A 23,439-nucleotide genomic window follows, 5' to 3' on the forward strand; every position below is an offset into this window, starting at 1 on the left:
CTGGTCCGGAGTCCACTGGCCTACGCCGTCGAGCAGGCCGAGATGCCAGGCACCACCCCGCTGATCACCGCCCTGGTGGTCACCACCCTGGTGATCACCACCAGCCAGAGTTGCTGCCGGATGGCGGCGCCGATCGGGATTCCGACCATATCAAGGAGTGCTGACAGGCGGTTGGGGGGCCGAGCAGTTCGCCCAGGGCGAGGCGAGCCCGGTGATCGCCAGAGACCTGCGCACCCGTGTCCGCTCAGTGCAGCGAAGCCGACAGGCACGGGAGGAAGCCGGTCCTCAGCAACCAGGATCAGGGGACGCACGTTCCTCCCTCAGCCCCGGGGCCGAGATCGTACCTGCCAACGGCTCGGGCAGCCACCGGGCACGGCCCACCGGCACACCCCGGTCAGCCTCCGCCGGTACTGCCGCGCGCAGGAGTTTTTCGAGACCTTGCCGTCCGGCGGAAGCCCTGATCAAGACCGGTCTGTGGCCGGCTTCTGCCGTCACCAGTGCGGCGATGTCCAGCGGTGTGCCGACGGGAAGGCCCCTGTCGGCACACCGTCTACCTCAGTCGCCGCAGGAAAGCAGCAGGAAAGCGGACAAAGGCGACCGCCGCCTGAGCCCAGCGGCTCAGGTGGCAGTGGCCGCACTCGCGTCCGGTGCCGCGTGTACTGTCCCCGCGTATCGCCGGGCGAAGCCCGTGTCGCCGTCAGCGGTGATGGTGATGTCGTACCGCCCGTCATCCGTGGGCCACGTCAAGGTGACCTGCTCGCGCGGGCCGACCAGCTGAGTGCGTGCCGTACCGCCGAAGTCGTTCGGGGCGAGCGTGAAGCACACGGCGGTCCCGCCGTCATTGCCCAGTCGCAACCTGAGCGACGCGTTGTCCCGGTCGCGGCTCTCCAAGACCGCCGCCACCCGAGGGACGGCGGTGTCGTCCTGGTCGGCCCTCGCCACTGTCCCCGCGAAGCGGCAGACGAATCCGTCGGCGCCGTGGACGGTGAAGTCGTAGCGTCCGCCGGTGCGTACGGCGTCCCATACGTAGGCGGCGGTACTGTGCTGTGCGACGGTGAACGGCGTTCCGGCGAACGGCCGGGCAATGTTCGGGAACACCGTGAAGTGGAAGGCCGCCGTTCCCTCGTTGGCGAGGGTGCAGGTGACCTTGCCAGTGGCACGGTCCACGGCAACGTCGGCCCAGGGGCGGTACGGCAGCGGCCGGTGCGGGCGCGTGCCCCCCGGCTCCTGGGTGGGCATGACCTGTGCGCCCGGCGCCGGGAGCGCCACCGCCGGCAGCTCCCTCGCCGCATCGGCGTGCTCCACCAGTTCTCGGGTGTCCGGCAGCACGGGGATCGAGAAGTCGGGCCGGGTGAAGTCGAAGCAGCTCGTCAGGTCACCGCAGACGGCCCTGCGCCACTGCGAGATGTTGGGCTCCCGCACGCCGGTGACACGTTCCAGGAACCGCAGCACGGAGGTGTGGTCAAAGACCTGGGAGTTGACCCAGCCGCCGCGCGACCACGGCGATATCACCCACAGCGGGACGCGGTTGCCCAGCCCGATCGGCTGCCCGTCCACGAACTCCTCAGGGGTCCCCGCGGACGGGAACGGCGGCACCACATGGTCGAAGTAGCCGTCGTTCTCGTCGTACATCACGAGGAACACCGTGTGCCGCCACACCTCCGGGTTCGCGAACAGCGACTGAAGAGCGGTGTTCACCCACTGCGCGCCATAGGCGGGACTGGCGGCCGGATGCTCGCAGAACAGGTAGGGCGAGACCAGCCAGGACACCGTCGGCAAGGTGCCGTCCTTGCAGTGCGCGTCGAACGCCGACAGGTCCCACTTCGTCATCGCGTTGACGAAACGCGGGTCGTCCTTGTCGAAGGTATGGAACTGGCCGAAGTACTCAAGGGCGTTGTCCTCATAGTTGCCATGACGCTCGTCCAGACCAGGCGTGTGGTAGACACGCCAGCTGACGTCAGCGGCCGACAAGCGCTCTGCGTAGGTGGTCCAGTCGCAGACCGGGCTTTCGGGCAGCGGGGTGTTGTCGATCCACGGGCCCGTCGTACCGTCGCGGCCCGGGCCGGCCGTGCCGGTCCACAAGTAGAGGCGGTTGGGGCTGGTGGGCCCGGCCAGTGAGCAGAAGTACGCGTCGCACAGCGTGAAGGCGTCAGCCAGCGCGTACTGGTAGGGAATGTCGTCACGGGTGAGGTAGCCCATGCTCTGCTCGCCCTTGGCAGACGTCCAACGGTTCATCGCACCGTTGTTGATGGCCTCGTGACCGCTCTCCCAGTCGTGCGGCAGGCCGTCGGCGTTTTGCGCGTCGAACTTCGTGGAGTCCATACGGTAAGGCAGCAGATAACCGCCGTCGGGCCGGGCCAGGGCAGGCTGGCGAAAGACACTGTCGCCGTTCGGAAACGTCAGGGCCTGGCGGTCGTCGAAACCGCGCACGCCGTTCAGCGTGCCGAAGTAGTGATCGAAGCTGCGGTTCTCCTGCATCAGGATCACGACGTGCCGGATGTCGTCCATGGCGTTAGTTCCTTTCCGCTGGCGTGAGGAGGGAGGCGAGCAGGGCCAGGTCGGCACGTTCCAGGGAGTCGAGGACGGTCCGGTTGGCCGCAGGCTGGATCGGTACGGTGGAGGGCACAGCCAGCACCACGCACCCGGCGGCCTCGGCCGCGGCGACCCCCGTGGGCGTGTCCTCGACGACCACGCACGCATGCGGTTCGACGCCCAGGGCGGCGGCCGCGGCGAGGTAGGGGTCGGGCGCGGGCTTCGTGCGGGCGGTGTCCTCAACTGCGACAGTCAGAGCAAACCGGCCTTCACCCAGCGCCGTACGTACCAGATCGACGACATGGCGCGGCGAAGCGGAAACGATCGCCGCGGACACGCCTGCCACGGCCAGTTCGTTCAGCAGGCGCAGAACGCCCGGGCGCGGGACGATCTCGCGGGCGACACGGGCGGCGAAGACCGCATCCAGCTCGGCGGCGAGCGAGGCGAGGCCAGGGGTCGCCGGGCCGCCGGTGCGGTGCAGGTAGGCGGCGGTGTACGCGGCCGGGCGGCCCAACACATGAGGCATGTCCGCGTCAGTCAACGACCGCCCAATCCCATCCGCGACCTGTTCGACTGCGGCCCACCACAGCCGTTCGGTGTCGACGAGCGTGCCGTCCATGTCGAACAGGACAGCAGCGGGAAGGCTGGGCGCTGCGATGCGAGGGTTCACGTGAATTTCTCCGGTGTGTAGCGAACGGGCAAGGCACGGGCTCTGCGTGTCGGCTGCCGGGCATCAGGGGGTCGGTCCGAATCGACGGCGTCGCTGGCCGGACGCCGACGGCAACCGTCATCTCCCGTCACGGCCACTGTCTCCTCGACGGTGGCGGTCCACGAGCACGGGGCGGTCCGGCAGCGTCAGCGTCACCGCCGCACCGACCGGGAGCGTGGCCACGGCGTAGGCCGGCACATCGGCCATCACCTCACCGCCACCGGTCAGCCGCACGGTCAGCCGCGTCGTCGCACCCAGGAACGCCGCCCCCACGATGCGGGACGTGCCCGTGCCGTCCGCCGCGACCTCGATAGCCTCCGGCCGTACCAGGACGTCCACTTCACCCGTTCCACCCACGGCCTCGGCAGCGGCCGGGAGCCTCCCGTGGACGGGCAGCGTGCGACCGAGCACCTCCACGGTCCCCTCGTCCGCCCCGGCCCGGGCCGGGATCCGGCTCATCACCCCCACGAACTCGGCAACGAACGCAGTCGCAGGACGTTCGTACAGTTCCGCCGGAGGTGCGCACTGCTCCAGCCTTCCGGCACGCATCACCGCGACCCGATCGGCCATGGACAACGCCTCCTCCTGATCATGTGTCACGAACAGGGTGGTGATGCCCAGTTTCTGCTGGAGACGGCGGATCTCCTCACGGAGCGTCAGACGCACCTGTGCATCGAGCGCCGACAACGGCTCGTCGAGCAGCAGCACCCGTGGCCGCAACGCCAGAGCCCGCGCCAGAGCAATCCGCTGCTGCTGACCTCCCGACAGTTGATGCGGGAAGCGACCGGCGCACTGCGGCAGACCGACCAGCTCCAGAAGTTCAGCTGAGCGAGCCCGCCGCACGGCTTTGCCCACACCACTCATCCGCAACCCGAAAGCGACGTTGTCCATGGCAGTCAGATGCGGAAAGAGACTGTAGGACTGGAACACCATCCCCACGTCACGGCGGTGGGCAGGGACACCCGAAATGTCCTCGCCGTCCACGAACAACATGCCCGAGTCGGGCCGCTCGAATCCGGCGAGGGCCCGCAGTGCAGTGGTCTTGCCGCAACCGGACGGGCCCAGCAGTGCCACCAACTCGCCCGGCTCGACCCTCAGGTCCAGACCGTCCAACGCCGTCGTGGCACCAAATGAGCGTTCCAGCCCACAGAACTCGACGGTCGCACCGGTCCGCGTCCCACTGATGGTTCGGAGATCGTTTGTCAGGTCAGTCATGAAGTCTCCTTGAGACGGCGAGCACGTCCGGCTGAGGCGACGACCAGCAGCAGCAGCATCCAGGTGACGAGCAGACCCATCACCGACACAGCCACCGACATCTGAGCCTGCGAACCACTGATAGCGAGGATCCACACAGCGAAAGGCTGGTAGCCGAGGATCGCGGCGACGGTGTACTCGCCGAGCACCAGTGCCAGGGTCAGGAACGCCGTGTTGAGCAGCGCCCCGCGCAGGTTGGGCAGTACCACATGCAGGAGGGTGCGCGGCCACGGCGCCCGGCAGGCCCGGGCGGCCTCGACGAGCATGCGCAGGTCGATGGCTGCGAGCCCGGTGTCGAGCGTGCGGTACGCCAACGGCAGCGCCATCAGTGTGTACGCGAGAACCAGGACGAGGGGGAAGTTCGGATTCTGGAGCGCGACCAGAGCTTGGAAGAGCGGCGTACCGGCGGCATGGTCCGATCCCCAGCTCAGCACCGCGCTGAATCCGGCGACCAGGGCGACAGCGGGTACGACCAGCGGCAGCAGGCACGCGATCTCGACGAGTGTGCGCAGGCGTGGCGCGGCCAGCCGTACCGTGACCAGAGCGGGCACGAGCAGAGCCAGGACGAGCACGATGGTGGCGGTGGCCAGCTTCAGAGTCAGAGCGAGACTGTCGGTGAAGCCGTTGGCGGCGAAGATGCCGGTGTATGCCTCGAAACCGATGTGCTGGCCTGGGACGCCGACGCCGGTGCTGAAGGCGACGGAGCATACGAGCGGAACGAGGAAGTACGCACCGGTGAGCAACAACACGGCGGTGCGCCCGTATCGGAGCGTGGTCAGGCGAGCCATCGCGCGCTCCTACGTTGCAGCGGCAGCTGAATGGCCACGATGAGCCCGGCGACCAGCACCATGTCGACACCGAGCGCGAGTGCGACGTTGCCCTGGCCGACCAGGACGTTCCCGGACAGCGCGTCCGCGATCTGCATGGTGACCAGCGGTACCGAGCTGCCGACCATCGCTGCGGCGGTCGCGTAGGCGCTGAACGCGCTGCCGAACAGCAGCACATAGCCGCCGAGCAGCGAGGGCATGAGGATCGGCAGCGCGACATGCATCCAGTACTGGAAGGCGTTCGCGCCGTTGTTGCGGGCGGCTTCCCGCCACTGCCGCCGCAACCCCTCCAGAGCCGGGGTGAGCGTGAGCACCATGAGCGGAATCAGGAAGTAAAGGTAGACCAAGGTCAAACCCCAGAAGCTGTAGAGGTTCCAGCCGTGGCCGAGCAGGTGGAATCGGCTCGTCAGAACGCCGGCGTTGCCGAGCGTGGCCACGAAGGCGAACGCGAGCGGCACACCGCCGAAGTTCGCCAGTACGCCCGATGCGGACAGGACCGCCTCGCGCAGGGTTCGGAAGCGCGAGGTCACGACCACGTGAGCGATCGGCAGACCGACCACGGTGGCGATCAACGCGGAGATGGCGGAGAGCTTGACGCTGCCGATCAACGCGGTCAGGTAGGGGCCGTGCAGCGAGGCGCTCATGTTCGCGCCGGTGAGGCGGGCCCCTCCCGGCGCGGAATCCGGCGTCGTGAAGGCGCCGGCCACCATCGTCCCGAGAACCAGGCCGAACACTACGGTGGCGAAGACGAGCAGCGGCGCGGCACCGAGCCAGCCCGCCACGCGCGGGACGCGCCGCCGGGGCGGCCCGAGGCCGGCCTTGCTGCCGTAGGAGCGGGTCCGGCTGTCGCTCCCGGCCGTCTGGATGGCGCTCATCCGGCGACTGCCTGGGCCCAGCCCTGGACGACGGCCTGCTTGGACTTGCTGATCTGGCCCCCGGTCGGGAAGGCGATCCTGCCCTTGCCGGGTGTCTGCGGGAGTTTGGCGGCGAGGGCCGCGTCGAGAGTCCCGGACCGCTGCATCGCCGGCATCAGCACCGGGCGGGCGTGGCCCTTGAGCCACAGGTTCTGGCCCTCGGGGCTGTACAGGAACTCCTGCCACAGGCGGGCTGCGGCCGGGTGCGGTGCCCACTTCACGATCGCCTGCGAGTAGTACTCGGCGTACGCGCCGTCGGAGGGGACACTGACCTTCCAGTCGACGCCCTTGGCGCGGAGATCGTCCGCGTACCCGGTGTTGAGGTAGTCCCAGGTGATGCTGATCGGCGTCTCGCCCTTCTGAATGGTCGCGGGGCTCGACTCGACGGGGTTGAAGTTGCCGGCCTTCTTCAGGCCGGCGAAGAAGTCCAGGCCGGGCTTGATGTCGTCGAAGGAACCCTTGCGGGCGAGGGCCGAGGCGTACACGGCGCCGAAGGCCGAGCTGGACTTCGTGGGGTTGCCGGTCAGTGCGACCTGGCCCTTGTACTGCGGATCCAGCAGGTCGGAGAAGGTCTTGGGGCACTTCTTGACGCGGTTCGCGTCACAGCCGATCGAGACATAGCCGCCGAAGTCGTTGTACCAGCGGGCCTGCGCGTCTTTCTGTGCCTTCGGGATCTGGTCGAACGCGCTGACCCGGTACGGCGCCAGCACGTTCTGCTCAGCCGCGCTGACGGCGAAGGCGCTGCCCACGTCGATGACATCCGGAGACCGGTCCTGGCCCTTGCGGGAGGTGGCCGCGGTGATCTCGTCCTGGCTGGAGGCGTCGGGGTTCTCGACCTCGACCTTGATCCCGTACTTCTTCTCGAAGGTGTCGATGATCTCGCCGTAGTTCGCCCAGTCACGAGGAAGGGCGATGGCGTTCAACTTGCCCTCCTTCTTCGCAGCAGCGGCGAGGGCGTCCATGCCGCCGAAGTCCTTTGCCGAGGTGGCGGTCGCGGCCTTGCTGCCGCTGCCATTGGTTTCATTTGCGCTGGTCAGGCCGCATGCACTGAGCCCGAGCGTGGCCATGGCAACGGAGCAGGCAAGGCCCGCCGAGCGTACGCGGTGCAGTCTCACAGGGGTCTCCCGAAGGGGCAAAAGTTGGCTGTACAACTTGGCCCATTACGTCGGGAGCCCGTGTATGGAGGGTGAACGCCGAGGAGCGGGCCGATGAGCCTCGCGGGAAGACATTCGCCGGCCGCGCAGCGAGAGCGCCCGGCCGGTGAGCCAGGCCCGGTGAGCGGATAGGGTCACGTGTCAGAGCATCGATGGGCGGCTGAGAGTAAGGAGAACGCCTTGGCGGTCGCGGGGGGCGGCACCACTGGAGCCCGGTACCGACGGTTGGCGGCCGACTTGCGTGAGGCCATAACCGCCGGCACCTTCGGGTCGGACGGCCGGCTGCCCAGCGAGGAACAACTCGCCCAGCAGTACGGCGTGTCACGCGGCACCGTCCGTCAGGCGCTGGCGGTGCTGCGCGCCAACGGCCTGGTCACGTCCAGACGGGGCACGCGGCGCGTCGTGCTCGGCACCGCACGCACCCAGAGCTTCTTCGAACTGCTGAGCTTCACCCGCTGGGCACGCGCGCTCGGAGAGGAACCGGGCGGCCGCACGATCGACATCGAAAGCTGTCCGGCCAGCCCGGCGGAGCGCGAGCAACTCGGCCTCGAACCTGGGGCGCAGATCTACCGGGTGTTGCGGCTACGGACGCTGTCGCGTGTTCCGATCATGATCGAGCGGACCCTCTACCCCGAGCACATCGGTGCCGTGATCGCCCGCCTTGAGCACGATGCGATGTCACACACCGAGTCGCTGACGGAGAAGGGAGTGGTGTTCGCGGACACGGAACACACCATTGACCTCGTCCACGCCGAGGCCGACGATGCGCGCCTGCTCGGCTGCGCTCCCGGCGCGCCACTGATGCGAGAGCGACGGCGGGCCACGGACCAGGCGGGTAGACCGTTGCTGTGGTCGGACGACCGCTTTGTGCCGGGCACGATTGCCTTCACGGTGCACAATTCAGTGGCGACGACGGCTCTGCTGCGCCGACGCGGCTGACCGATCGCCCCAAAGGCGGCGGGTCGGCCGTGACCGAACAAGCCGGGCGATCACTGGATCGCGGGTGGGGCCATGGCGATCTCGGCGCTTGCCGGGTCCAAGCTTCTTGCCTCGGGGGTGTGGCCGGGCGGTGCGGCGACGGCTCTGCGGGCGGCGGACTTCGTCCTGCTCGCGTTCGCCCTGGTCTGGTACGTGGTGCTGCTGTGCGGGGAGGTTGTCCGGCCGCGCCCGGCGTACGACGTACGCCGCTGGTCCACGGTCTTCCCGCTCGCCATGACCGCGGTGGCCGCCCTTTCCACCGCGATGGCGGTGCCGGTCCCGTGGCTGGATGCCCTCGGCCGGGTTCTGCTGTGGATCTCCGTGGTCGCGTGGTTGCCGTCCGCGTACGGTTTGTTCCGCTCCCTTGCCCGGCCGCTGTCGCGCGGCGGGCGGCGTCCCGGAGGCCGTGGGAGCGCAGGGCGGGGCGGGCTGTGAAGGTCACAGGGGCCGGAGTGAACCGGACCGGCCTCCCGCTCGTCCCTCGTGGCAGACAGCGGTCCGGGCGGCTCGTCGTGTCCGGGTCCGGATCCTTGAGGCACGGCGGGCGGGCGGTCCGCCATGCCGAGCCAACCGACGCGGGAGTTCTTGTGGTGCACCGTCATGACAGCAGCGAGTCGCTGGTCGATCCGGCCTACACCGGGCGTCTGGGGAGCGTGCAGGTTCCGAAGAACAGGATGCCCGACCAGGAGGCGGCGCCTGAGGCGGTCTACCGGATGATCCATGACGAGCTGCTGCTGGACGGCAGTTCGCGGTTGAACATGGCGACGTTCGTGACGACGTGGATGGATCCCGAGGCCGAGAAGCTGATGGCCGAGACGTTCGACAAGAACATGATCGACAAGGACGAGTATCCGCAGACCGCGGAGATCGAGCGCCGCTGCGTCAACATCGTCGCGGACCTCTTCCACGCGCCGGTGGAGGGTGACGCGGTCGGCGTCTCGACTCTTGGTTCCTCCGAGGCGGTCATGCTCGGCGGTCTGGCGATGAAGTGGAAGTGGCGCGGGCGTCGTCAGGCGGCCGGTCTTCCCACGGACCGTCCGAACCTGGTGATGGGCTCCAACGTCCAGGTGGTGTGGGAGAAGTTCTGCCGCTACTGGGACATCGAGCCGCGCTATGTTCCGGTGGCCACCGACCGGTTCACCGTGGACGCGGACGAGACCATGACCTATGTGGACGAGAACACCATCGGCGTGGTGCCGATCCTGGGAACCACCCACACCGGCGAGTTCGAGCCCATCAAGGCCATCCACGACAAGGTCGTGGCCTACAACACCGCGCACGGCACCGACATCGCCATCCATGTGGACGCGGCGTCGGGCGGTTTCGTCGCGCCGTTCCTCCACCCCGGCCTGGAGTGGGACTTCCGGCTCCCGCAAGTGAAGTCGATCAACGTCTCCGGCCACAAGTACGGCCTGACCTACCCGGGCATAGGTTTCGTCGTCTGGCGCGCGGCCGAGGACCTGCCCGAGGACCTGGTCTTCCACGTGAACTACCTGGGCGGCGACATGCCCACCTTCACGCTCAACTTCTCCCGTCCCGGAAACCAGGTCGTCGGGCAGTACTACAACTTCGTCCGCCTGGGGCGCGAGGGCTACACCAAGGTCATGACCGGCCTGCGGGACACCGCGCACCACCTCGCCGACGGCATCGCGAAGCTGGGCGTGTTCGACGTGATCAGCGACGGCACGGACATCCCCGTCGTGTCGTTCAAGCTCAGCGATGCGAGCCGGTTCACGGTCTTCCACGTCTCCGACGAACTGCGCCGCCACGGCTGGCAGGTACCCGCCTACACCATGCCGCCGAACGCCGAAGAGGTCGCCGTCCTGCGCATCGTGGTCCGCGAGGGCTTCGGGCGCGACCTCGCGGAATCCCTCCTGGCCGCCCTCGCCGATACGGTCGAACGGCTCACCGCCACCCCGCCGGCCCACGAGGCCGGATCCGGTTTCTCCCACACCTGACCGGCCCGGTTCGCTTCGGGCGGGCCGCTTCGGCAGAGCAAAGGCCCACGCCGGCCGGTGCGTCCGGCCGGCCGGGCCTTTTGCTCTGCGGTGCCTGCTGCCGTTCTGCATCCGGGGCTTCCGGTACGCGAACCTGCCATAGAGCGAAATAGCCGCTGAACTCGCCTGATGCTCAACGGAGTTGAGAGTGCGAGAGCGGCCGGTTGCCGACTTGTGGTGGCCGTTTTCAGCGTGGTGCCCTTATCGCTTGCCAGGCAACCGATGCTTGAGGAGGCGTAGTCATGATCCATCGCATAGTCGCCGCGGCAGCGCTGCTCCCCGCCATGCTGGGCACCACGGCTGGAGGTGTTTCGGCACAGCCTGAGCCGAAGGCGGCCGCAGGGGTCGTCACGCTGACGTACGACGCCAACGGGGCAGGAAAGTGGGCGGACGCGATCAAGCAGGCCGCGCAGAACTGGAACGCCGCCGTGCACAACGTGCAGCTGCAGCCCGCCAGTTCACCCGGTTCGGCGGACTACGTCTACAGAGCAACCGACGGCTGGCCCCAGTCGACGCTGGGCCCGATCCTCCCCGGTGGCCGCAACGGTGAGGTGCAGCTCGGCGAGGAAGCGGTGTCCGAGGGCTACGACCTGGCCCGGGTCGCCACCCACGAAACCGGGCACATCCTCGGCCTGCCCGACGACTACGACGGCCCCTGCTCGGAGATCATGTCCGGCCACGGCCCCGGCCCCTCCTGCACCAATGCCAAACCGGATGCGGCCGAGGCAGCGCAGGTCGACAAGAACTACGCGGGCGGCGCAGCGGCAGCACCTTTGAAGGGCCGGCACGTCGTGATCGACATCTGGCGCACCCCCGCCCTCACCCCCGCACGCTGACCAACTGCGCAGCACATACGCCCCGGACAACGCGCGCGAGCACCGGCGAGCGGACACCGACCCACCGGGGCGAAGCGAAACGTGGGGCATCAGCGCCGCCTGCAGAGGCCGCGGAGGCTTGGCCTCGGTCACCGCTGAGAGCCGTGGGGCCCGGTCATGGACCGGGGCCCCTCCGCGTCCGCCAGGGCCACGGCCGCCGCGATGATCGCCTCCCGGCTGAAGGAGGGCCTGCGGCCGCGGCGGGGCTCGACGGGCCGCCCACCAGAGCTGTTCGGGGTCGATGCCCGCGGGGCCGGGCAGTGCACCGTGGGGCACGGTCTCGTATTCCTTCCCTGGTGGTCCGAGGTGGCTCTTGTGGACGCCATCCAAACATCCCCTATTCTCGTACAGCGTACGGAATAATGCAGTGCAGGATCGAAGGGGGAAACGATGTCGTCACGCATGCACGGTGCCGTGGACGGAGCGGCCTGGGTGCCGCCTGCCGGGAAGCCGCCGTTGTCCTCACGGATGCTCAGGGCCACCTGGCGCGGCCTGCCGACGCGGCGGTTCGAGGCCGGATGGGAGCCGGGGCTGATGGTGCCGGGCGGCGACGGCAGCGCCTTGGTCACCGACCACTACTTCCCGCGGGCGGAGGGCGACTTCCCCACCCTCCTGGTCCGCTCGCCCTACGGCCGCGGCCTGCCGTGGTCCCCTCTGTACGGACTCCTCCTCGCCGAACAGGGCTTCCACGTGGCACTGCAGAGCTGCCGCGGCACCGGCGGTTCGGGCGGCACGTTCGACCTGTGGCGCAACGAGGCCGCCGACGGCCAGGCCACGGTGGACTGGCTGCGCGGGCAACCCTGGTTCAACGGAACGCTGGGGACCATCGGCCCCAGCTACCTCGGCTACGTCCAATGGGCCCTCGCCCTCGACCCGCCACCGGAACTCAAGGCCATGGTGGTACAGGTAGGACTGCACGACCCCCATGCCCTGTTCCACACGGACGGCGCGGTGCATCTGGAGAACGCCCTCGCCGTCGGGGTCGGCATGGCCTACCAGCACCAGGGCACGGCACCGTTCCTGAGAGCCGCACTGCGCCTGCAGCGCCGCCTGCGCGACATCGTCACCGCGCGACCCCTGCGCGGCGCATACACCTCCACCCTCGGCGAACTGCCCTGGCTGGACGCGGCGATGGCCCACCCCGACCCCGAAGACCCCTACTGGTACGGCGCCTCACCGGCGGAACCCGCCCAACGCCTCGACGTCCCCACAGCCCTGATCACCGGATGGCACGACGGACTTGCCGACCAGACCTTCGCCCAGTACGACCGGCTCCGCCGGGCAGGCTGCGACACCGCCCTGCTCGTCGGCCCCTGGACGCACACCTCCGCTCTCCGTCAAGGCTGGCCCACCGTGTTCGCCGCAAGCCTCGCCTGGCTGCGTGCCCACCTGTGCGCCGACCGCGCCGACCTGCGCCCCACCCCGGTACGCGTCCACATCGGCGGCCAGGACGCCTGGCGGGACCTCGCCGACTGGCCACCGCCCGCCTCCCCCACCACATGGCACCCCGCCCCGGGCCAACGCCTCACCCCGCAGGCCGCCGCAGACTCCGCGCCGCTCGCGTCCTTCCGTTACGACCCGGCCGACCCCACCCCGTCCGTCGGCGGCCCGCTGCTCTCCCGCACCGCCGGTCCCCAGGACAACAGCGGCCTGGAGGCCCGGGACGACGTCCTGACGTTCACCGGACCGCCCCTCACCGAACCCGTGGACATCCTCGGCCCGGTCGTCGCGCGGCTGAGCATCTCCACGGACACCGGCTACACGGACGTCTTCACCCGCCTGTGCGACGTCGACCGACAAGGCCGCTCCGTCAACGTCTGCGACGGACTCGGCCGGGTCCGGACCACCGGACACACACCCGCGCACGTCACCGTGCCGATGAGCTCCACCGCCCACCGCTTCGCCGCCGGGCACCGCATCCGCTGGCAGATCAGCGCAGGCGCCCACCCGCGCTACGCCCGCCACCCCGGCACCGGCCACTCCCCACTCGACGCCATCACGTTCACGCCCGTGCACGTCACGCTCCACGCCGACTCGACGCTCACACTCCCCCGTAGCTCCGGGACCCTGTAGGCCGACAGCCCGCCGGAGAGAACCGCAGACGAAACAGGCCAACGGGCCCCCTCGGCCCGGAAATCCCCTGCGGCGGGGCACACACCGCGCCGGGCCGCCCGAGAAGATTGAGATCACGTCGGTCACCCACCACTACGCCGGGAAGGACCGTCCCGCGCTGTCCGACGTCTCCCTCACCCTGCACCGGGGCGAGATCACCGCGCTGGTGGGCTTCAACGGTTCGGGGAAGTCGACGCTGTCGAAGCTGGTCAGCGGCCTGTATCTGCCCAGCTCCGGGCAGGTCCGGTGGGACGGCGTCCCCACCGGCGAAGCCGATCCGCAGACGCTCTGGCAACAGGTCGCCCTCGTACCGCAGGAGTACGCGCGGTGGCCGCTGAGCGCACGCGAGAACGTCACGTTGGGGCAGCCTTCGCCGCGCGGTGACACGGCGGTGCGTGAGGCGTGCGAGGCGGCCGGCGCCGACGAGGTCGTCGAGGCGCTCGGTTCGGGTCTGGACACTCTCCTCGCCCGCGAGTGGCTCAACGGGGAGGAGCTGAGCGGCGGTCAGTGGCAGCGCATCGCCCTCGCGCGGGCCTTCTTCCGGGAAGCGGGACTGCTGGTCCTCGACGAGCCGACGGCCAATCTGGATCCACTGGCCGAATTCCGGGTCTTCCAGCGGCTACGGTCCCTGGCCCGGGACCAGGTGGTGCTGCTGGTGACCCACCGGCTCACCAACCTGGCCGTGGCCGACCGGATCGTCGTCCTCGACGGGGGCAGGGTCATCCAGGAGGGCACGTACCGACAACTCGCCGAGGAGGACGGGCTGTTCCGGGAGCTGTTGGGCTGCCAGATCACTTCCGATACGGCGCGTGGTGACGGTGATCGGCACGGGGCGCCTGCGTAAGCGGTCCCGGGGCGCCGGAGCCCGGCCCGGTCGCGGGTTGCCCGTGGCTCCGCACGCGTCGGCGTCGCTGACGATTCCCCTCGTCGGCGGTCCGCCTCCATGGGCCGCCGATGAAGGGGAAGCCCGGCCCCCGCACCGCCACACGCGGTCATCGACCGGGCCCGGCGCGTCCTGCACCTCCGGTGGTTCACCCCAGAGGTGCTCCACCGGCTGGTGCTGACCGACTCCACGCGCGAGCTGGTGTTCCGGCACACGGCCGGGCCCGGCACCGGCACCCTGGCCAGGTCCGAAGCCGGTGCCGGTGCCGGTGCCGGGGTAGCCGATGCCGTGCCGTCACCCGGTGGCGCCCACTGCATGCCGGCCTACGCGTCAGCCCTCGTCCACACGGGTCAGGGCATCCGTGATGATCCGGGTCGCGAAGTCCCGGTCATCGGTGATGCGGTTGATGTGTTCCGCGAGGAGGAACGCGGTGGCCTCCAAGGGGTTCATCTCTTCCTTGGTCCAGTAGCCGTACTGCTTGCGCCACAGGTTGGGGCTCAGGTCGAGCGCCGCGGCGACGAGCAGGCCGGTCATGGTGGGGATGGTCTCGGGGCGGATGCTCCTGGTCATCACGCGCATCGTCCCCACCAGGTTGGGCACCACGCACTCGATGACGTCCTTGTCGTGCTCTTCGTAGGCCCTGCGCAGCCACTGCATGAACATATAGATGAGCGTGCACGCGCCGTCCAGGACGTCATCGGCGTCGCCGGGCCCCATGGAGGCGATCAACTGGTCGTTCAGCGCCCGCTGTTCGGCGTCGTTCTGTTGGTTGCGGTCGTAGATCGACTTGAGCCGGGAGTCGACCATCATGAGCGCCGTACCCACGTCGCCGACAGCGGCGTGCTCGGGACCACATGGCGAAGACACAGAATTCCTCCCCCGCTGAGCATGGGCAGCGCAGCGTGATGTCACCGTAACTCGCTGATACGGCCTCCTTCGATGTCGATCCCATCGGCCCCCTGCCCACAAGCACATCAAGCCCCGGAAATGTGACGAACCCGTTGGGACACAACTCCGCATGCGCACACACTCGTTCGGTGCGCAGGGGAAACCAGCGCGAGGGGTCGTGGACCACGGCGTGCACCGTTCCTCTCTCCCTGTGGCGCCCGGAGGTGGCGTCGGCCCCGCTCCACGCCGGGGCGGCGGAGGCCGAACTGACCGTCTGGGAACAGCTCATCGTCGGTGGGCTCGCGCGGAAGGCGTGACGCGGGGCGGGGCGGCGCCGGGAGGTGGTGCCGCCCCGCACGCCTCCGTCAGACGTCGTCGGCTCCGTCGCTGTCGTCGCCTTCGTGGTCGAAGTGCACGACGCCGTCCTCGTCGAGGAACGGGTGGAGCGTGTCGGGGAGGTGGCTGTCGGTGTCGGACGGGCGAGGTCCTTCGGGACCGTCCGGGCCCCAGCGGAGCAGGCGGCGGGCCCGGCAGATGCGGTGGACGGTACCCCGCACCTCGATCTGGTTGGCGCGTTCGGTGCGGAGGCGGTCGGCGGCGCGGAGGTACTCGGCGAGTTCACCGGCCGTGGCCTCATCGCTCTCGGCGGCCACCGCGCGGGCGTCGGCGGTCCGGTCGGGCAGGTCCCACGGGATGAGTCCCTGCTGGCGTGGCGCGAACCAGGTCAGTGAGAAGTCCAGGGTCTTGCGGGCCTCGTGCGCGCTGGCGTGCAGACCGCTGCCCGTCTTCCAGCCGATGTCGTCCTTCTCCACGACCCGGAACGCGGGCGGCAGCAGCAGCACGTCGGGATGGCTCTCGCGGATCAGTTCGGAGTCGCGGCACACCTCCTCGGGAAAGCGGGATCCGGCGTAGACGAGCGCGCGCAGGGCCAGGCGTTCGGCGGCCTGGGTAGGGGTGACCGGCTCCTCCGGGTCCAGGAGCAGGTTGTCGTCGATCCGGTCGCGGACGCTGCGCTCCCAGTCGGGGACGGCGGGCTCGGGGTCGGTCGCGCGGGGCTGCTCGATGCCGTCGCGTCCGCTGCCCGCGTACTCCTCGGCGCGTACGACGCGGTAGCGCGTGTCCTGGACGGAGAGTTCGTCGACCGGCTCCTTCTCCAGCCGGGCGACCCCGGCCAGCAGGGCCCGGCGTTCCGCTCTGCTCTGCGCCTCGTCCTTCGCCCGGAACCACAGCCACGAGTTGAGGCTGTCGCGGGCCTCCTGGGGGCTGCTCGCCGTCACCGGGACGACCACCCGCCACCGGGGCGCGTCCTCGGGGCTCTGGGCCGCGACGCCGAACAACGGGCCCCGGACCAGCATCGCGTCGACGTCCGACATCGCGTCGAGCGCGTCGGCCTCCATGACGGCCTCGACGGGGCCGTCCGGGTATCTGATCACGACCGGCCGGCTCCGGCCCGGGCTCACCTCACCATGACTCATGTGCTCATCCTGGCGACCCCGGAGGGAGCCCCACAGGCGTTCCCCGGAACCCCACCCCGCTCTCCCCGACCTCCACTCGGACGAGTGAGCGGGATCAGGACAGGCGGGGCGCCGCCCGGCCCGGGGGCCCGGGCCCGGGCGGTGTCCGTCCAGGGGCGTCAGGCCGATTCGAGGTCCGGGGTGACCGGGTCGGGGCCGAGGACGTCCTCGCCGTAGAGGGCGTGCAGCCAGTTGGTCTGGTAGATGGTGTCCAGATAGCGTTCGCCGAGGTCAGGGGCTATGGCCACGGCGGTGAGGCGGAGGGTGCCATGGCGGGCGAGCCAGGCCGTGGCGCCGCTGACGACGGTGCCGGTGGAGCCGCCGAAGAGGAAGCCGCGGCGGGCCAGGCGGTGGCAGGCGCGGACGGTGTCGGCCTCCTCGACGTGGATCACCTCGTCCACGTAGGACTCGTCGAGCAGGGCCGGGCGGACGCTGGTGCCCAGGCCCGGGATCATGCGGCGGCCCGGTTCGCCGCCGAAGGTCACCGAGCCGACGCTGTCCACCGCGACGACCTTCACCGCCGGGTGGCGTTCGCGGAAGTAGCGGGCGCAGCCCATCAGGGTGCCGGTGGTGCCTGCGCCGACGAACAGGACGTCCAGGTGCGGGAAGTGGTGGGCGATGCCCGGTGCGGTGGTGCGGTAGTGGGCCTTCCAGTTGCCGGCGTTGGTGTACTGGTTGAGCCATACGTACCGGTCGTCGGCGGCGCACAACGCTCTGACGTGGGCTATTCGCGCGCCGAGCAGGCCGCCGGTGGCCGCCGGTTCGGCGATGATGTGCACCCGGCCGCCCATCGCCTCGATGAACCGGCGCGCCGAGAGGTTGCAGCGCGCGTCGGTCACGCACAGGAAGCCGTAGCCCTTGCTGGCGGCGATGATGCTCAGGGCCGCGCCGAGGTTGCCGGACGAGGATTCGACGAGGACGGAGCCCGGTTTGAGGGTGCCGTCGTGTTCGGCCGCCTCGACCATGGCGGCGGCCGCCTTGAGCTTGATGGAACCGGCGAAGTTGAAGCCCTCGCATTTGAGGAAGAGGGAGTGGTCCACTATCGGCCGCAGGTCGACGTAGAGGTCCTCCGCGTTGAACTCCGCGGGCCCGGAGATGATCGTCATGCTGCGTCCCTCCTCGGCGGCAGCGCTCCCGGCCGGTCAGCCATGGCGGCGCAGTTCGTGGAAGAAGTCGTCGACGCGGCGGAGTTCGCCCGCGCGGACCACCTCGTCGTAGACGTACCGGCCGACCGCGAGGTCGAGGACGCCCAGTCCGAAGGGGGAGAAGATCACGGTGCGGTCGGCGGGGACGGTCACCCGGCCCGCCGTGACGTCGTCGAGGGTGCCGGTGAGGAAATCGCGCCTGCCGGTGCGCTGTTCGGCGAGGTGCGGGGAGGTGGCCGCCTTGAGGCAGTGCTCGATGTCGTCGACGATGTTGGCGGCGGCGAGGACGATTTCGGGGGCGAGGTCGCGCAGGGAGATGTGCAGCACCAGCGGGTGGTGGTCGAACCACGAGACGTCGTCGACGTGTGGCTGTCCGGCGACGGTGGCGAAAACGACGAGGTCGCTGGTGCGGATCAGGTCCTCGGCGCCGTGGTGGACGGTGACCGGTCCGGCGCCGGACTGTTCCAGGTAGAGGCGGAATCCGGCCGCGCTGTCCGGGGACAGGTCGTGCACCCCGATGTGGTCGAACTCCCAGCCGGTCTCCGCCAGGTAGGTGTGGATGTAGCGGGCGATCAGGCCGGTGCCGAAGAAGCCGATGCGGCGGGGGCGGGGGCGGCCGCGGCTGAGCCGGTCGGCGGCGAGCGCCGCGGACGCCGCCGTCCTGGTGGCGCTGATGATGGAGCTCTCCAGGCAGGCGAACGGGTAGCCGGTGTCGTGGTCGTTGAGGATCAGCACCGCGGAGGCGCGGGGGATCCCGGCGCCGACGTTGGCGGGGAAGCTGGAGATCCACTTCATGCCGTCCACCGGGGAGCCGCCGCCGAGCGAGGCGGGCAGCGCGATGATGCGGGAGGTGGGGCGGTCCGGGAACTTCAGGAAGTACGAGGGCGGGTTGACCGAGTGCCCGTCGCCGTGCAGGCGGTAGGTGGCTTCGACGAGGTCGACGATCTCCCGGGCCCGTCCGGTCAGGGCGCGCTGGACCTGGTTGCCGGGGATCACCGCGAACGACGGCGTGTGGGCGGTGGGGTGCGGGGTGATGGTCATACGGCGGTCACCTCGATGGTGGGCGAGCAGTCGGTCAGGGATACCCGGTCGGCGAGGGCGACCAGGATTTCGCGGCGGCCGTGGAACGGCTCCCGGCCGTGTGCGGTACGGACGTTGTCGACGAGCAGCAGGTCGCCGGAGCGCCACGGTGTGCGGCGGGTGTGGGTCTGGTAGACGCCGTTGAGCAGCTCGACGGTCTCCGGTTCGAGGGGGTCGCCGTTGCCGTAGCGGGTGTTGAACGGCAGGCCGTCGGGGCCGTAGCTGTCCACCAGGTACTCGCGGATGTCGGGGGCGAGCGTCCATTCGTTCAGGAAGGCAACCTGATTGAACCAGCAGCGTCGGCCGGTGGCCGGGTGGCGGACCACGGCGCTGCGGCGCTGGCGGGTGCAGAGGGTGCCGTCCGGCTGCCAGCGGTAGGCGATGGCGTGGGCGCGGCAGTGGTGTTCGACGGCGGTGCGGTCGTCGGTGCCGAAGGCTTCGCCGACGGAGGCGCCGATCTCGCCGTTGTAGGTACGGGTCAGCAGCCAGCCCTGCCGGGCGAACCGCCGGACCAGCCGTCGGGGCAGCGCGTCGAGGACGGCGGACGCGTCCGCCACCACCGTCGCCCCGCCGTCGTCGGGAGCCGTCAGGCAGGCGAAGAACATCAGGCCGGGGAACTCCATGGCGTAGCTCAGCTCGTGGTGCGGGCACATCTGCTGGTTGGGGGGCCACGGGGTGGTGGTGTACGTGCCGGTGGCGCGGGCCTGGCGGGGCGCGAAGCTCTCGGTCTCGGCCATCAGGTCGTCGGAGAGGCCGGCGAAGACCGCGGCGGTTCCGGCGGCGTCGCGCAGCCCGAGGCCGCGGACGAGGAGGGCGCCGTGTTCGGTGACGAGGGCGCGCAGGGCGTCCCGGTGGCGGGCCGCCCAGCGCGCCGGGTCGCCACCGGGCTCGACGGGGAGAACCGGTGGCCGGTCGGGCTGGAGGAGAGGGACGGGCAGGGGCGGTGAAGGGGGCGATGGCATGGGGCCTCTTTCCGTGACGGGTGACGGGTGACGGACTGCTCGGTGGCGGGGTGGCGCGGTGGCCTGGTGGCGCGGTGTGGGTGGGCGATGCCGATCAGGTGGGTGACGGCTCGGGCGTCGGCCGGGTTCAGGCGGGGGGCGTGGCCACGCCGTCGAGTACGGCCCGGGCGGTCGCGGCGGGGCGGGTGTGGTGGAAGTGGTGGCCGCCGTCGGGCAGCCGGTGGAGGGTGACGTCGGTGGCCAGACGGCGCCATGCGCGGTGCGGCTGACCGGTGGTGCGGGTGAGCGGGTCGTCGTCGGCGAGCACCAGGGTGAGCGGCGCGGTCAGCCGGGCGGGCCGTTCGTCCTGGTCCAGTGCGGCGGCGAGGTAACGGTGGGCTGCCGCGCTGTCGTGCCGGTGGGCGACGGCGCGGGCGGCGTGTACGTCGTCGGGGAGGGCGGGGGCCGTCGTGCCGTCGGTGGCCCGGGCCGTGGCAACGCCGGCCCCGCCACCGGCAGTTCGGACAGCGGCGAGGCCCGTCGGACCGTCGGCGGCCAGGTCGGTGGCAGCCCCTTCGGCCGAGCTTCCGGAGGCCACGCGCCCCTCCGCCGTACCACCGGGGGCCCCGCGCTCCTCCGCCGTACCACCACCGGGGACCCCGCGCTCCTCCGCCGTACCACCACCAGGGGCCCCGCGCCCCTCCGCCGTATCGCCGGGCGCCACCGACCCCTCGCTCGCCTCCGCCAGCAACCGTGCCCCGATGAAGACATGGCGGGCGGGTGCTCCGCGGTCCTGGAGGAGCCGGGCGGTGGCGACGGCGAGCGCCGCACCGGCGGAGTGGCCCCACAGGACGACTCCGGTCATCCCGCGCCGGGTGATCTCGTCGGCGGTTGCCTCGGCCACCCGTTCCAGAGGGGTGAGGGGGGTGCGGTCGGCCGGGTCGTGGCCGGGCAGTTCGACGGCGTGGACGGCGAACCCGGCCGTGCACAGCACCTCGGCGAGCGGGCGGAAGCCGAGGGCGTTGCTGCCCGCGCCGGGGAAGCCCACCAGGTGGCCGCGGGGTGCGTCCGACGGTGCGGCGAGGGTGTGCAGCAGTCCGGGGTCGGGTGCCCGGTCGTCGTCGAGCAGGGCGGCCAGGTCGGCGAGGACGGGGCGGCGGGTGAGGTCCTTGAGGGAGACGGCCCGGTCGAGGGCGATCACGAGTTTCACCGCCGCCAGCGAGGTGCCGCCGCGGTCGAAGAAGTGGTCGTGCCGTCCGACGGTCTCCTCCGGGACGCCCAGGACGTCGGACCAGGCCCGGGCCAGGCGCCGTTCGGCGGGGGTACGCGGCGGACGGTGCCGCTCCTCCGGGGGCGCGGGGTGGGCGGCGAACGCGGCGAGGGCCCGCTTGTCGATCTTGCCGTTGCCGGTGAGCGGCAGCCGGGCGTGCCAGTGGAAGGCGGTCGGCACCATGTACGCGGGCAGCGATTCCCCCAGCCGCGCGCGCAGGACGTCGGTCTCCAGGGGGCGCGGACCGCTGTAGAACGCCACCAGGTGTGTGCCGCGGCCGTCGTCACCGCCCACCACGACGGCTCCGTCGTGCACGCCGTCGACGCGGAGCAGTGCGTTCTCGATCTCGCCGATCTCGATGCGGAACCCGCGGATCTTCACCTGGGCGTCGCGGCGGCCGAGGAATTCCAGCTTGCCGCCCGGCAGCCACCGGCCGAAGTCGCCGCCCTGGTAGAGCCGTTGGCCCGGCCGGTGCGGGTCGTCGCCGAAGGCCAGCCGGGTGCGTTCGGGGTCGTTGACGTAGCCGCGGCCGACGCAGACGCCGGAGAAGACGATCTGGCCGGGGGCGCCGAGCGGTACCGGTTCCAGGTGTTCGTCGGTGACGTAGACGCGGGCGTTGGGGACGCAGGGGCCGAGCGGGATCCGGTCGCCGTCGGGGGCCCGGTCCATGACCTCGTGATTGGTGTCGTCGGAGGTCTCCGTCAGCCCGTAGGCGTTGACGAGCCGGATGCCGGGGCGGGCGGCGAACCAGCGCTGGACCAGTGCCTTCTTCAGCGCCTCCCCGGTGACCGAGACGCATCGCAGGTCCGGGAGCGGGCGGGGGTTCCGCTCCAGGTGGGTGAGGACGGCTTCGAGGTAGGACGGGACGACCTGCAGCACGGTGACGCGGGCGGTGGCGAGGGTGTCGACGAAGCGTTCCACGTCCAGGATCACCCGCTGTTCGACCAGGTGGGTGCGGCCGCCGGCCAGCAGGGCGGCGACCAGTTGCCACAGGGAGATGTCGAAGCACTGGGGTGCGGTCTGCGCGACGGTGTGGCCCTCGGCGATGCCCAGGTCGGCGATCTTGGCGTGGAGATGATTCAGGAACCCTGCGTGTTCGCACATCGCGCCCTTGGGCTCGCCGGTGGAGCCGCTGGTGAAGTAGATGTAGGCGAGTTGGTCGGCGGTGACCCGTACGCCGAGGTCGTCGGTGGGGTGACCGGCGGCAAGGGCGGTGTCGATGCGGAGGGCGCGGACCGCGGGGAGGGCGGCGAGGGCCTGGTCGAGGGTGGTGGTGCTGCCGGGTTCGGTCAGGGCGAGGCCGCATCCGGCGCGGGTGAGCATGGCGGCGATGCGGTCGGGCGGGAAGTGCGGTTCGACGGGGAGGTAGACGCCGCCCGCCTTGAACACGGCCAGGGCGGCGGCCATCCAGTCGAGGGTGCGTTCGGTGACGACGGCGACGACGCCCTCGCGGGTCAGGCCCTGTGCCAGGAGGGCGTGGCCGAGGCGGTTGGCGCGGTCGTTGAGTTCCCGGTAGGTGAGGTGCCGGGCGCCGTGGACGGCGGCGACGGCGTCCGGGTGGGTGCGGACGCGTTCCTCGAAGAGTTCGTGGAAGCGGCGGTCGGGCAGGGCGCGGCGCGGCCCGGCCAGCTCGTCCAGTTGGAAGCGGCGTTCGGTGGCGGAGAGCAGGCTGAGGCGTCCGTAGGGGGCGTCGGGGTCGGCGGCGAAGTGGGTGAGGGCGGTGCGGTGGTATCCGGCGATCCGGGCGGCGCTCGCCGCGTCCAGCGCGTCGGTCCGGTGGCGCGTCCGCATTCGCGTGCCCGCGCCGTGGCGGGTCACCGACAGCCGCAGCACGCTGGTGCCGAGTGGGTCCCCGCCGTGGCCGTACGGGTCGAGTTCGGCTTCGAACAGTACGGTGTCCAGGCCGAGTTCGGCGGCGAGGCGGGGTACCGCGCAGTGGCGGTGGGCGGTGAGGTCGGTGAGGACGCGGGCGGCCTCCTGGGCCAGTTCGCGCCAGGTGACGGGTGTGGCGGAGAGGCGGCAGGGCAGCGCGGGGCCGGTGGCGGCGGTGGTGCAGCCGGTGGTGACCTGCCGTTCCCCGGAGAGAGCGGCGAGCACTCCGGTGTGCGCGGCGAGCAGGATCGCTTCGCCGGGGACGCCGTGCTCGCCGCCCCAGCGGTCGAGCCGGTCCATCAGCTCACCGGGCAGCGGGAGTTCATGGGTGGCGACGCCGGGCACGGGGTGGGGGGCCCACCGTGGGACCGGGGTGAATCCTCCGTCGGTCAGGACGGTGCGCCAGTACTCCCGGTCGTTGTCGGTCGGCTTTGTCATCAGGATGCCTTCCTGCTGGGTGGGCGGGGCGCGGCGGGGCTGCGGCTCGTACGGCG

General features: G+C 70.7%; 19 protein-coding genes and 1 pseudogene. 7 read left to right on the top strand and 13 right to left on the bottom strand.

Annotated features, from left to right (window positions below; genetic code table 11):
* Positions 1 to 20 precede the first annotated feature (20 nt).
* The 7 genes from ACFWWQ_RS08695 to ACFWWQ_RS08725 form a co-directional block, all read right to left on the bottom strand.
* On the bottom strand, positions 21 to 149 hold the full coding sequence (locus ACFWWQ_RS08695) for a hypothetical protein (protein WP_384592304.1): 129 nt from the start codon (positions 147 to 149) through the stop codon (positions 21 to 23).
* Between the two features lie 469 nt (positions 150 to 618).
* Complete coding sequence (locus tag ACFWWQ_RS08700) at positions 619 to 2,508, bottom strand: phosphocholine-specific phospholipase C (RefSeq protein ID WP_384592308.1); 1,890 nt, start codon at positions 2,506 to 2,508, stop codon at positions 619 to 621.
* Between the two features lie 4 nt (positions 2,509 to 2,512).
* Positions 2,513 to 3,202, bottom strand: a complete 690-nt coding sequence (locus tag ACFWWQ_RS08705; protein WP_384592311.1) for an HAD family hydrolase — start codon at positions 3,200 to 3,202, stop codon at positions 2,513 to 2,515.
* Between the two features lie 117 nt (positions 3,203 to 3,319).
* A complete protein-coding gene (locus ACFWWQ_RS08710; protein WP_384592314.1) occupies positions 3,320 to 4,456 on the bottom strand; it encodes an ABC transporter ATP-binding protein in 1,137 nt (378 codons plus the stop codon).
* Positions 4,453 to 5,283: an ABC transporter permease gene (locus ACFWWQ_RS08715; RefSeq protein ID WP_384592318.1), complete on the bottom strand. Its 831-nt coding sequence runs from the start codon at positions 5,281 to 5,283 to the stop codon at positions 4,453 to 4,455. Before ACFWWQ_RS08715 ends, ACFWWQ_RS08710 begins: the two co-directional genes overlap by 4 nt.
* Positions 5,271 to 6,197 carry an ABC transporter permease gene (locus tag ACFWWQ_RS08720; RefSeq protein ID WP_384592321.1) on the bottom strand — a complete coding sequence of 309 codons (927 nt, stop codon included), beginning with the start codon at positions 6,195 to 6,197 and terminating at the stop codon, positions 5,271 to 5,273. The genes ACFWWQ_RS08715 and ACFWWQ_RS08720 overlap by 13 nt, the downstream gene beginning before the upstream one ends.
* Positions 6,194 to 7,303: an ABC transporter substrate-binding protein gene (locus ACFWWQ_RS08725; protein WP_384592813.1), complete on the bottom strand. Its 1,110-nt coding sequence runs from the start codon at positions 7,301 to 7,303 to the stop codon at positions 6,194 to 6,196. The genes ACFWWQ_RS08720 and ACFWWQ_RS08725 overlap by 4 nt, the downstream gene beginning before the upstream one ends.
* Positions 7,304 to 7,570: 267 nt before the next feature.
* On the opposite strand from ACFWWQ_RS08725, the gene ACFWWQ_RS08730 reads away from it, so the two are divergent.
* The 6 genes and pseudogenes from ACFWWQ_RS08730 to ACFWWQ_RS08755 all read left to right on the top strand — a co-directional run.
* Positions 7,571 to 8,329 carry a GntR family transcriptional regulator gene (locus ACFWWQ_RS08730; RefSeq protein WP_384592324.1) on the top strand — a complete coding sequence of 253 codons (759 nt, stop codon included), beginning with the start codon at positions 7,571 to 7,573 and terminating at the stop codon, positions 8,327 to 8,329.
* A gap of 57 nt (positions 8,330 to 8,386) precedes the next feature.
* Positions 8,387 to 8,803, top strand: coding sequence for a hypothetical protein (locus tag ACFWWQ_RS08735; RefSeq protein ID WP_384592816.1), 417 nt, complete (start codon positions 8,387 to 8,389; stop codon positions 8,801 to 8,803).
* Between the two features lie 152 nt (positions 8,804 to 8,955).
* On the top strand, positions 8,956 to 10,326 hold the full coding sequence (locus ACFWWQ_RS08740; protein ID WP_384592327.1) for a glutamate decarboxylase: 1,371 nt from the start codon (positions 8,956 to 8,958) through the stop codon (positions 10,324 to 10,326).
* A gap of 281 nt (positions 10,327 to 10,607) precedes the next feature.
* The gene (locus tag ACFWWQ_RS08745) at positions 10,608 to 11,201 is read left to right on the top strand and encodes a snapalysin family zinc-dependent metalloprotease (RefSeq protein WP_384592330.1); all 594 of its coding nucleotides are present in this window, start codon (positions 10,608 to 10,610) and stop codon (positions 11,199 to 11,201) included.
* 429 nt (positions 11,202 to 11,630) lie between these two features.
* The gene (locus tag ACFWWQ_RS08750; RefSeq protein ID WP_384592333.1) at positions 11,631 to 13,313 is read left to right on the top strand and encodes a CocE/NonD family hydrolase; all 1,683 of its coding nucleotides are present in this window, start codon (positions 11,631 to 11,633) and stop codon (positions 13,311 to 13,313) included.
* A gap of 58 nt (positions 13,314 to 13,371) precedes the next feature.
* Positions 13,372 to 14,196: pseudogene (locus ACFWWQ_RS08755) on the top strand (ATP-binding cassette domain-containing protein); the annotation flags it as partial.
* 369 nt (positions 14,197 to 14,565) lie between these two features.
* On the opposite strand, the gene ACFWWQ_RS08760 reads toward ACFWWQ_RS08755, so the two are convergent.
* Positions 14,566 to 15,102, bottom strand: a complete 537-nt coding sequence (locus tag ACFWWQ_RS08760) for a hypothetical protein (RefSeq protein WP_384592336.1) — start codon at positions 15,100 to 15,102, stop codon at positions 14,566 to 14,568.
* Positions 15,103 to 15,272: 170 nt separating this feature from the next.
* Here ACFWWQ_RS08760 and ACFWWQ_RS08765 point away from each other — a divergent pair, with 170 nt between their 5' ends.
* On the top strand, positions 15,273 to 15,440 hold the full coding sequence (locus ACFWWQ_RS08765) for a hypothetical protein (protein WP_384592339.1): 168 nt from the start codon (positions 15,273 to 15,275) through the stop codon (positions 15,438 to 15,440).
* A gap of 48 nt (positions 15,441 to 15,488) precedes the next feature.
* Here the strand turns inward: ACFWWQ_RS08765 and ACFWWQ_RS08770 are convergent, their stop codons facing one another.
* From ACFWWQ_RS08770 to ACFWWQ_RS08790, 5 genes are all read right to left on the bottom strand, one after another.
* Positions 15,489 to 16,556, bottom strand: a complete 1,068-nt coding sequence (locus tag ACFWWQ_RS08770) for a DUF5954 family protein (RefSeq protein WP_384592342.1) — start codon at positions 16,554 to 16,556, stop codon at positions 15,489 to 15,491.
* A 200-nt stretch (positions 16,557 to 16,756) separates the two neighbouring features.
* The gene (gene sbnA, locus ACFWWQ_RS08775; RefSeq protein WP_384592345.1) at positions 16,757 to 17,743 is read right to left on the bottom strand and encodes a 2,3-diaminopropionate biosynthesis protein SbnA; all 987 of its coding nucleotides are present in this window, start codon (positions 17,741 to 17,743) and stop codon (positions 16,757 to 16,759) included.
* Positions 17,744 to 17,779: 36 nt separating this feature from the next.
* Positions 17,780 to 18,823: a 2,3-diaminopropionate biosynthesis protein SbnB gene (sbnB, locus tag ACFWWQ_RS08780; RefSeq protein ID WP_384592347.1), complete on the bottom strand. Its 1,044-nt coding sequence runs from the start codon at positions 18,821 to 18,823 to the stop codon at positions 17,780 to 17,782.
* Positions 18,820 to 19,824 (bottom strand): TauD/TfdA family dioxygenase, encoded by a 1,005-nt coding sequence (locus ACFWWQ_RS08785; RefSeq protein WP_384592350.1) that lies wholly within the window; start codon positions 19,822 to 19,824, stop codon positions 18,820 to 18,822. Before ACFWWQ_RS08785 ends, sbnB begins: the two co-directional genes overlap by 4 nt.
* 127 nt (positions 19,825 to 19,951) lie before the next feature.
* The gene (locus ACFWWQ_RS08790) at positions 19,952 to 23,383 is read right to left on the bottom strand and encodes an amino acid adenylation domain-containing protein (RefSeq protein ID WP_384592353.1); all 3,432 of its coding nucleotides are present in this window, start codon (positions 23,381 to 23,383) and stop codon (positions 19,952 to 19,954) included.
* Between the last annotated feature and the right edge of the window lie 56 nt (positions 23,384 to 23,439).

Origin of the sequence: Streptomyces sp. NPDC059080, from assembly GCF_042739975.1 — a bacterium.
Taxonomy (GTDB): Bacteria; Actinomycetota; Actinomycetes; order Streptomycetales; family Streptomycetaceae; genus Streptomyces; species Streptomyces benahoarensis.

Excerpts from the sequence above, each read along its gene's own strand:
- ACFWWQ_RS08695 (WP_384592304.1), bottom strand. The coding sequence starts at position 149 with ATGGTCGGAATCCCGATCGGCGCCGCCATCCGGCAGCAACTCTGGCTG.
- ACFWWQ_RS08700 (WP_384592308.1), bottom strand. The coding sequence starts at position 2,508 with ATGGACGACATCCGGCACGTCGTGATCCTGATGCAGGAGAACCGCAGC.
- ACFWWQ_RS08710 (WP_384592314.1), bottom strand. The coding sequence starts at position 4,456 with ATGACTGACCTGACAAACGATCTCCGAACCATCAGTGGGACGCGGACC.
- ACFWWQ_RS08715 (WP_384592318.1), bottom strand. The coding sequence starts at position 5,283 with ATGGCTCGCCTGACCACGCTCCGATACGGGCGCACCGCCGTGTTGTTG.
- ACFWWQ_RS08720 (WP_384592321.1), bottom strand. The coding sequence starts at position 6,197 with ATGAGCGCCATCCAGACGGCCGGGAGCGACAGCCGGACCCGCTCCTAC.
- ACFWWQ_RS08725 (WP_384592813.1), bottom strand. The coding sequence starts at position 7,303 with ATGGCCACGCTCGGGCTCAGTGCATGCGGCCTGACCAGCGCAAATGAA.
- ACFWWQ_RS08745 (WP_384592330.1), top strand. The coding sequence starts at position 10,608 with ATGATCCATCGCATAGTCGCCGCGGCAGCGCTGCTCCCCGCCATGCTG.
- ACFWWQ_RS08750 (WP_384592333.1), top strand. The coding sequence starts at position 11,631 with ATGTCGTCACGCATGCACGGTGCCGTGGACGGAGCGGCCTGGGTGCCG.
- sbnA (WP_384592345.1), bottom strand. The coding sequence starts at position 17,743 with ATGACGATCATCTCCGGGCCCGCGGAGTTCAACGCGGAGGACCTCTAC.
- sbnB (WP_384592347.1), bottom strand. The coding sequence starts at position 18,823 with ATGACCATCACCCCGCACCCCACCGCCCACACGCCGTCGTTCGCGGTG.
- ACFWWQ_RS08785 (WP_384592350.1), bottom strand. The coding sequence starts at position 19,824 with ATGCCATCGCCCCCTTCACCGCCCCTGCCCGTCCCTCTCCTCCAGCCC.
- ACFWWQ_RS08790 (WP_384592353.1), bottom strand. The coding sequence starts at position 23,383 with ATGACAAAGCCGACCGACAACGACCGGGAGTACTGGCGCACCGTCCTG.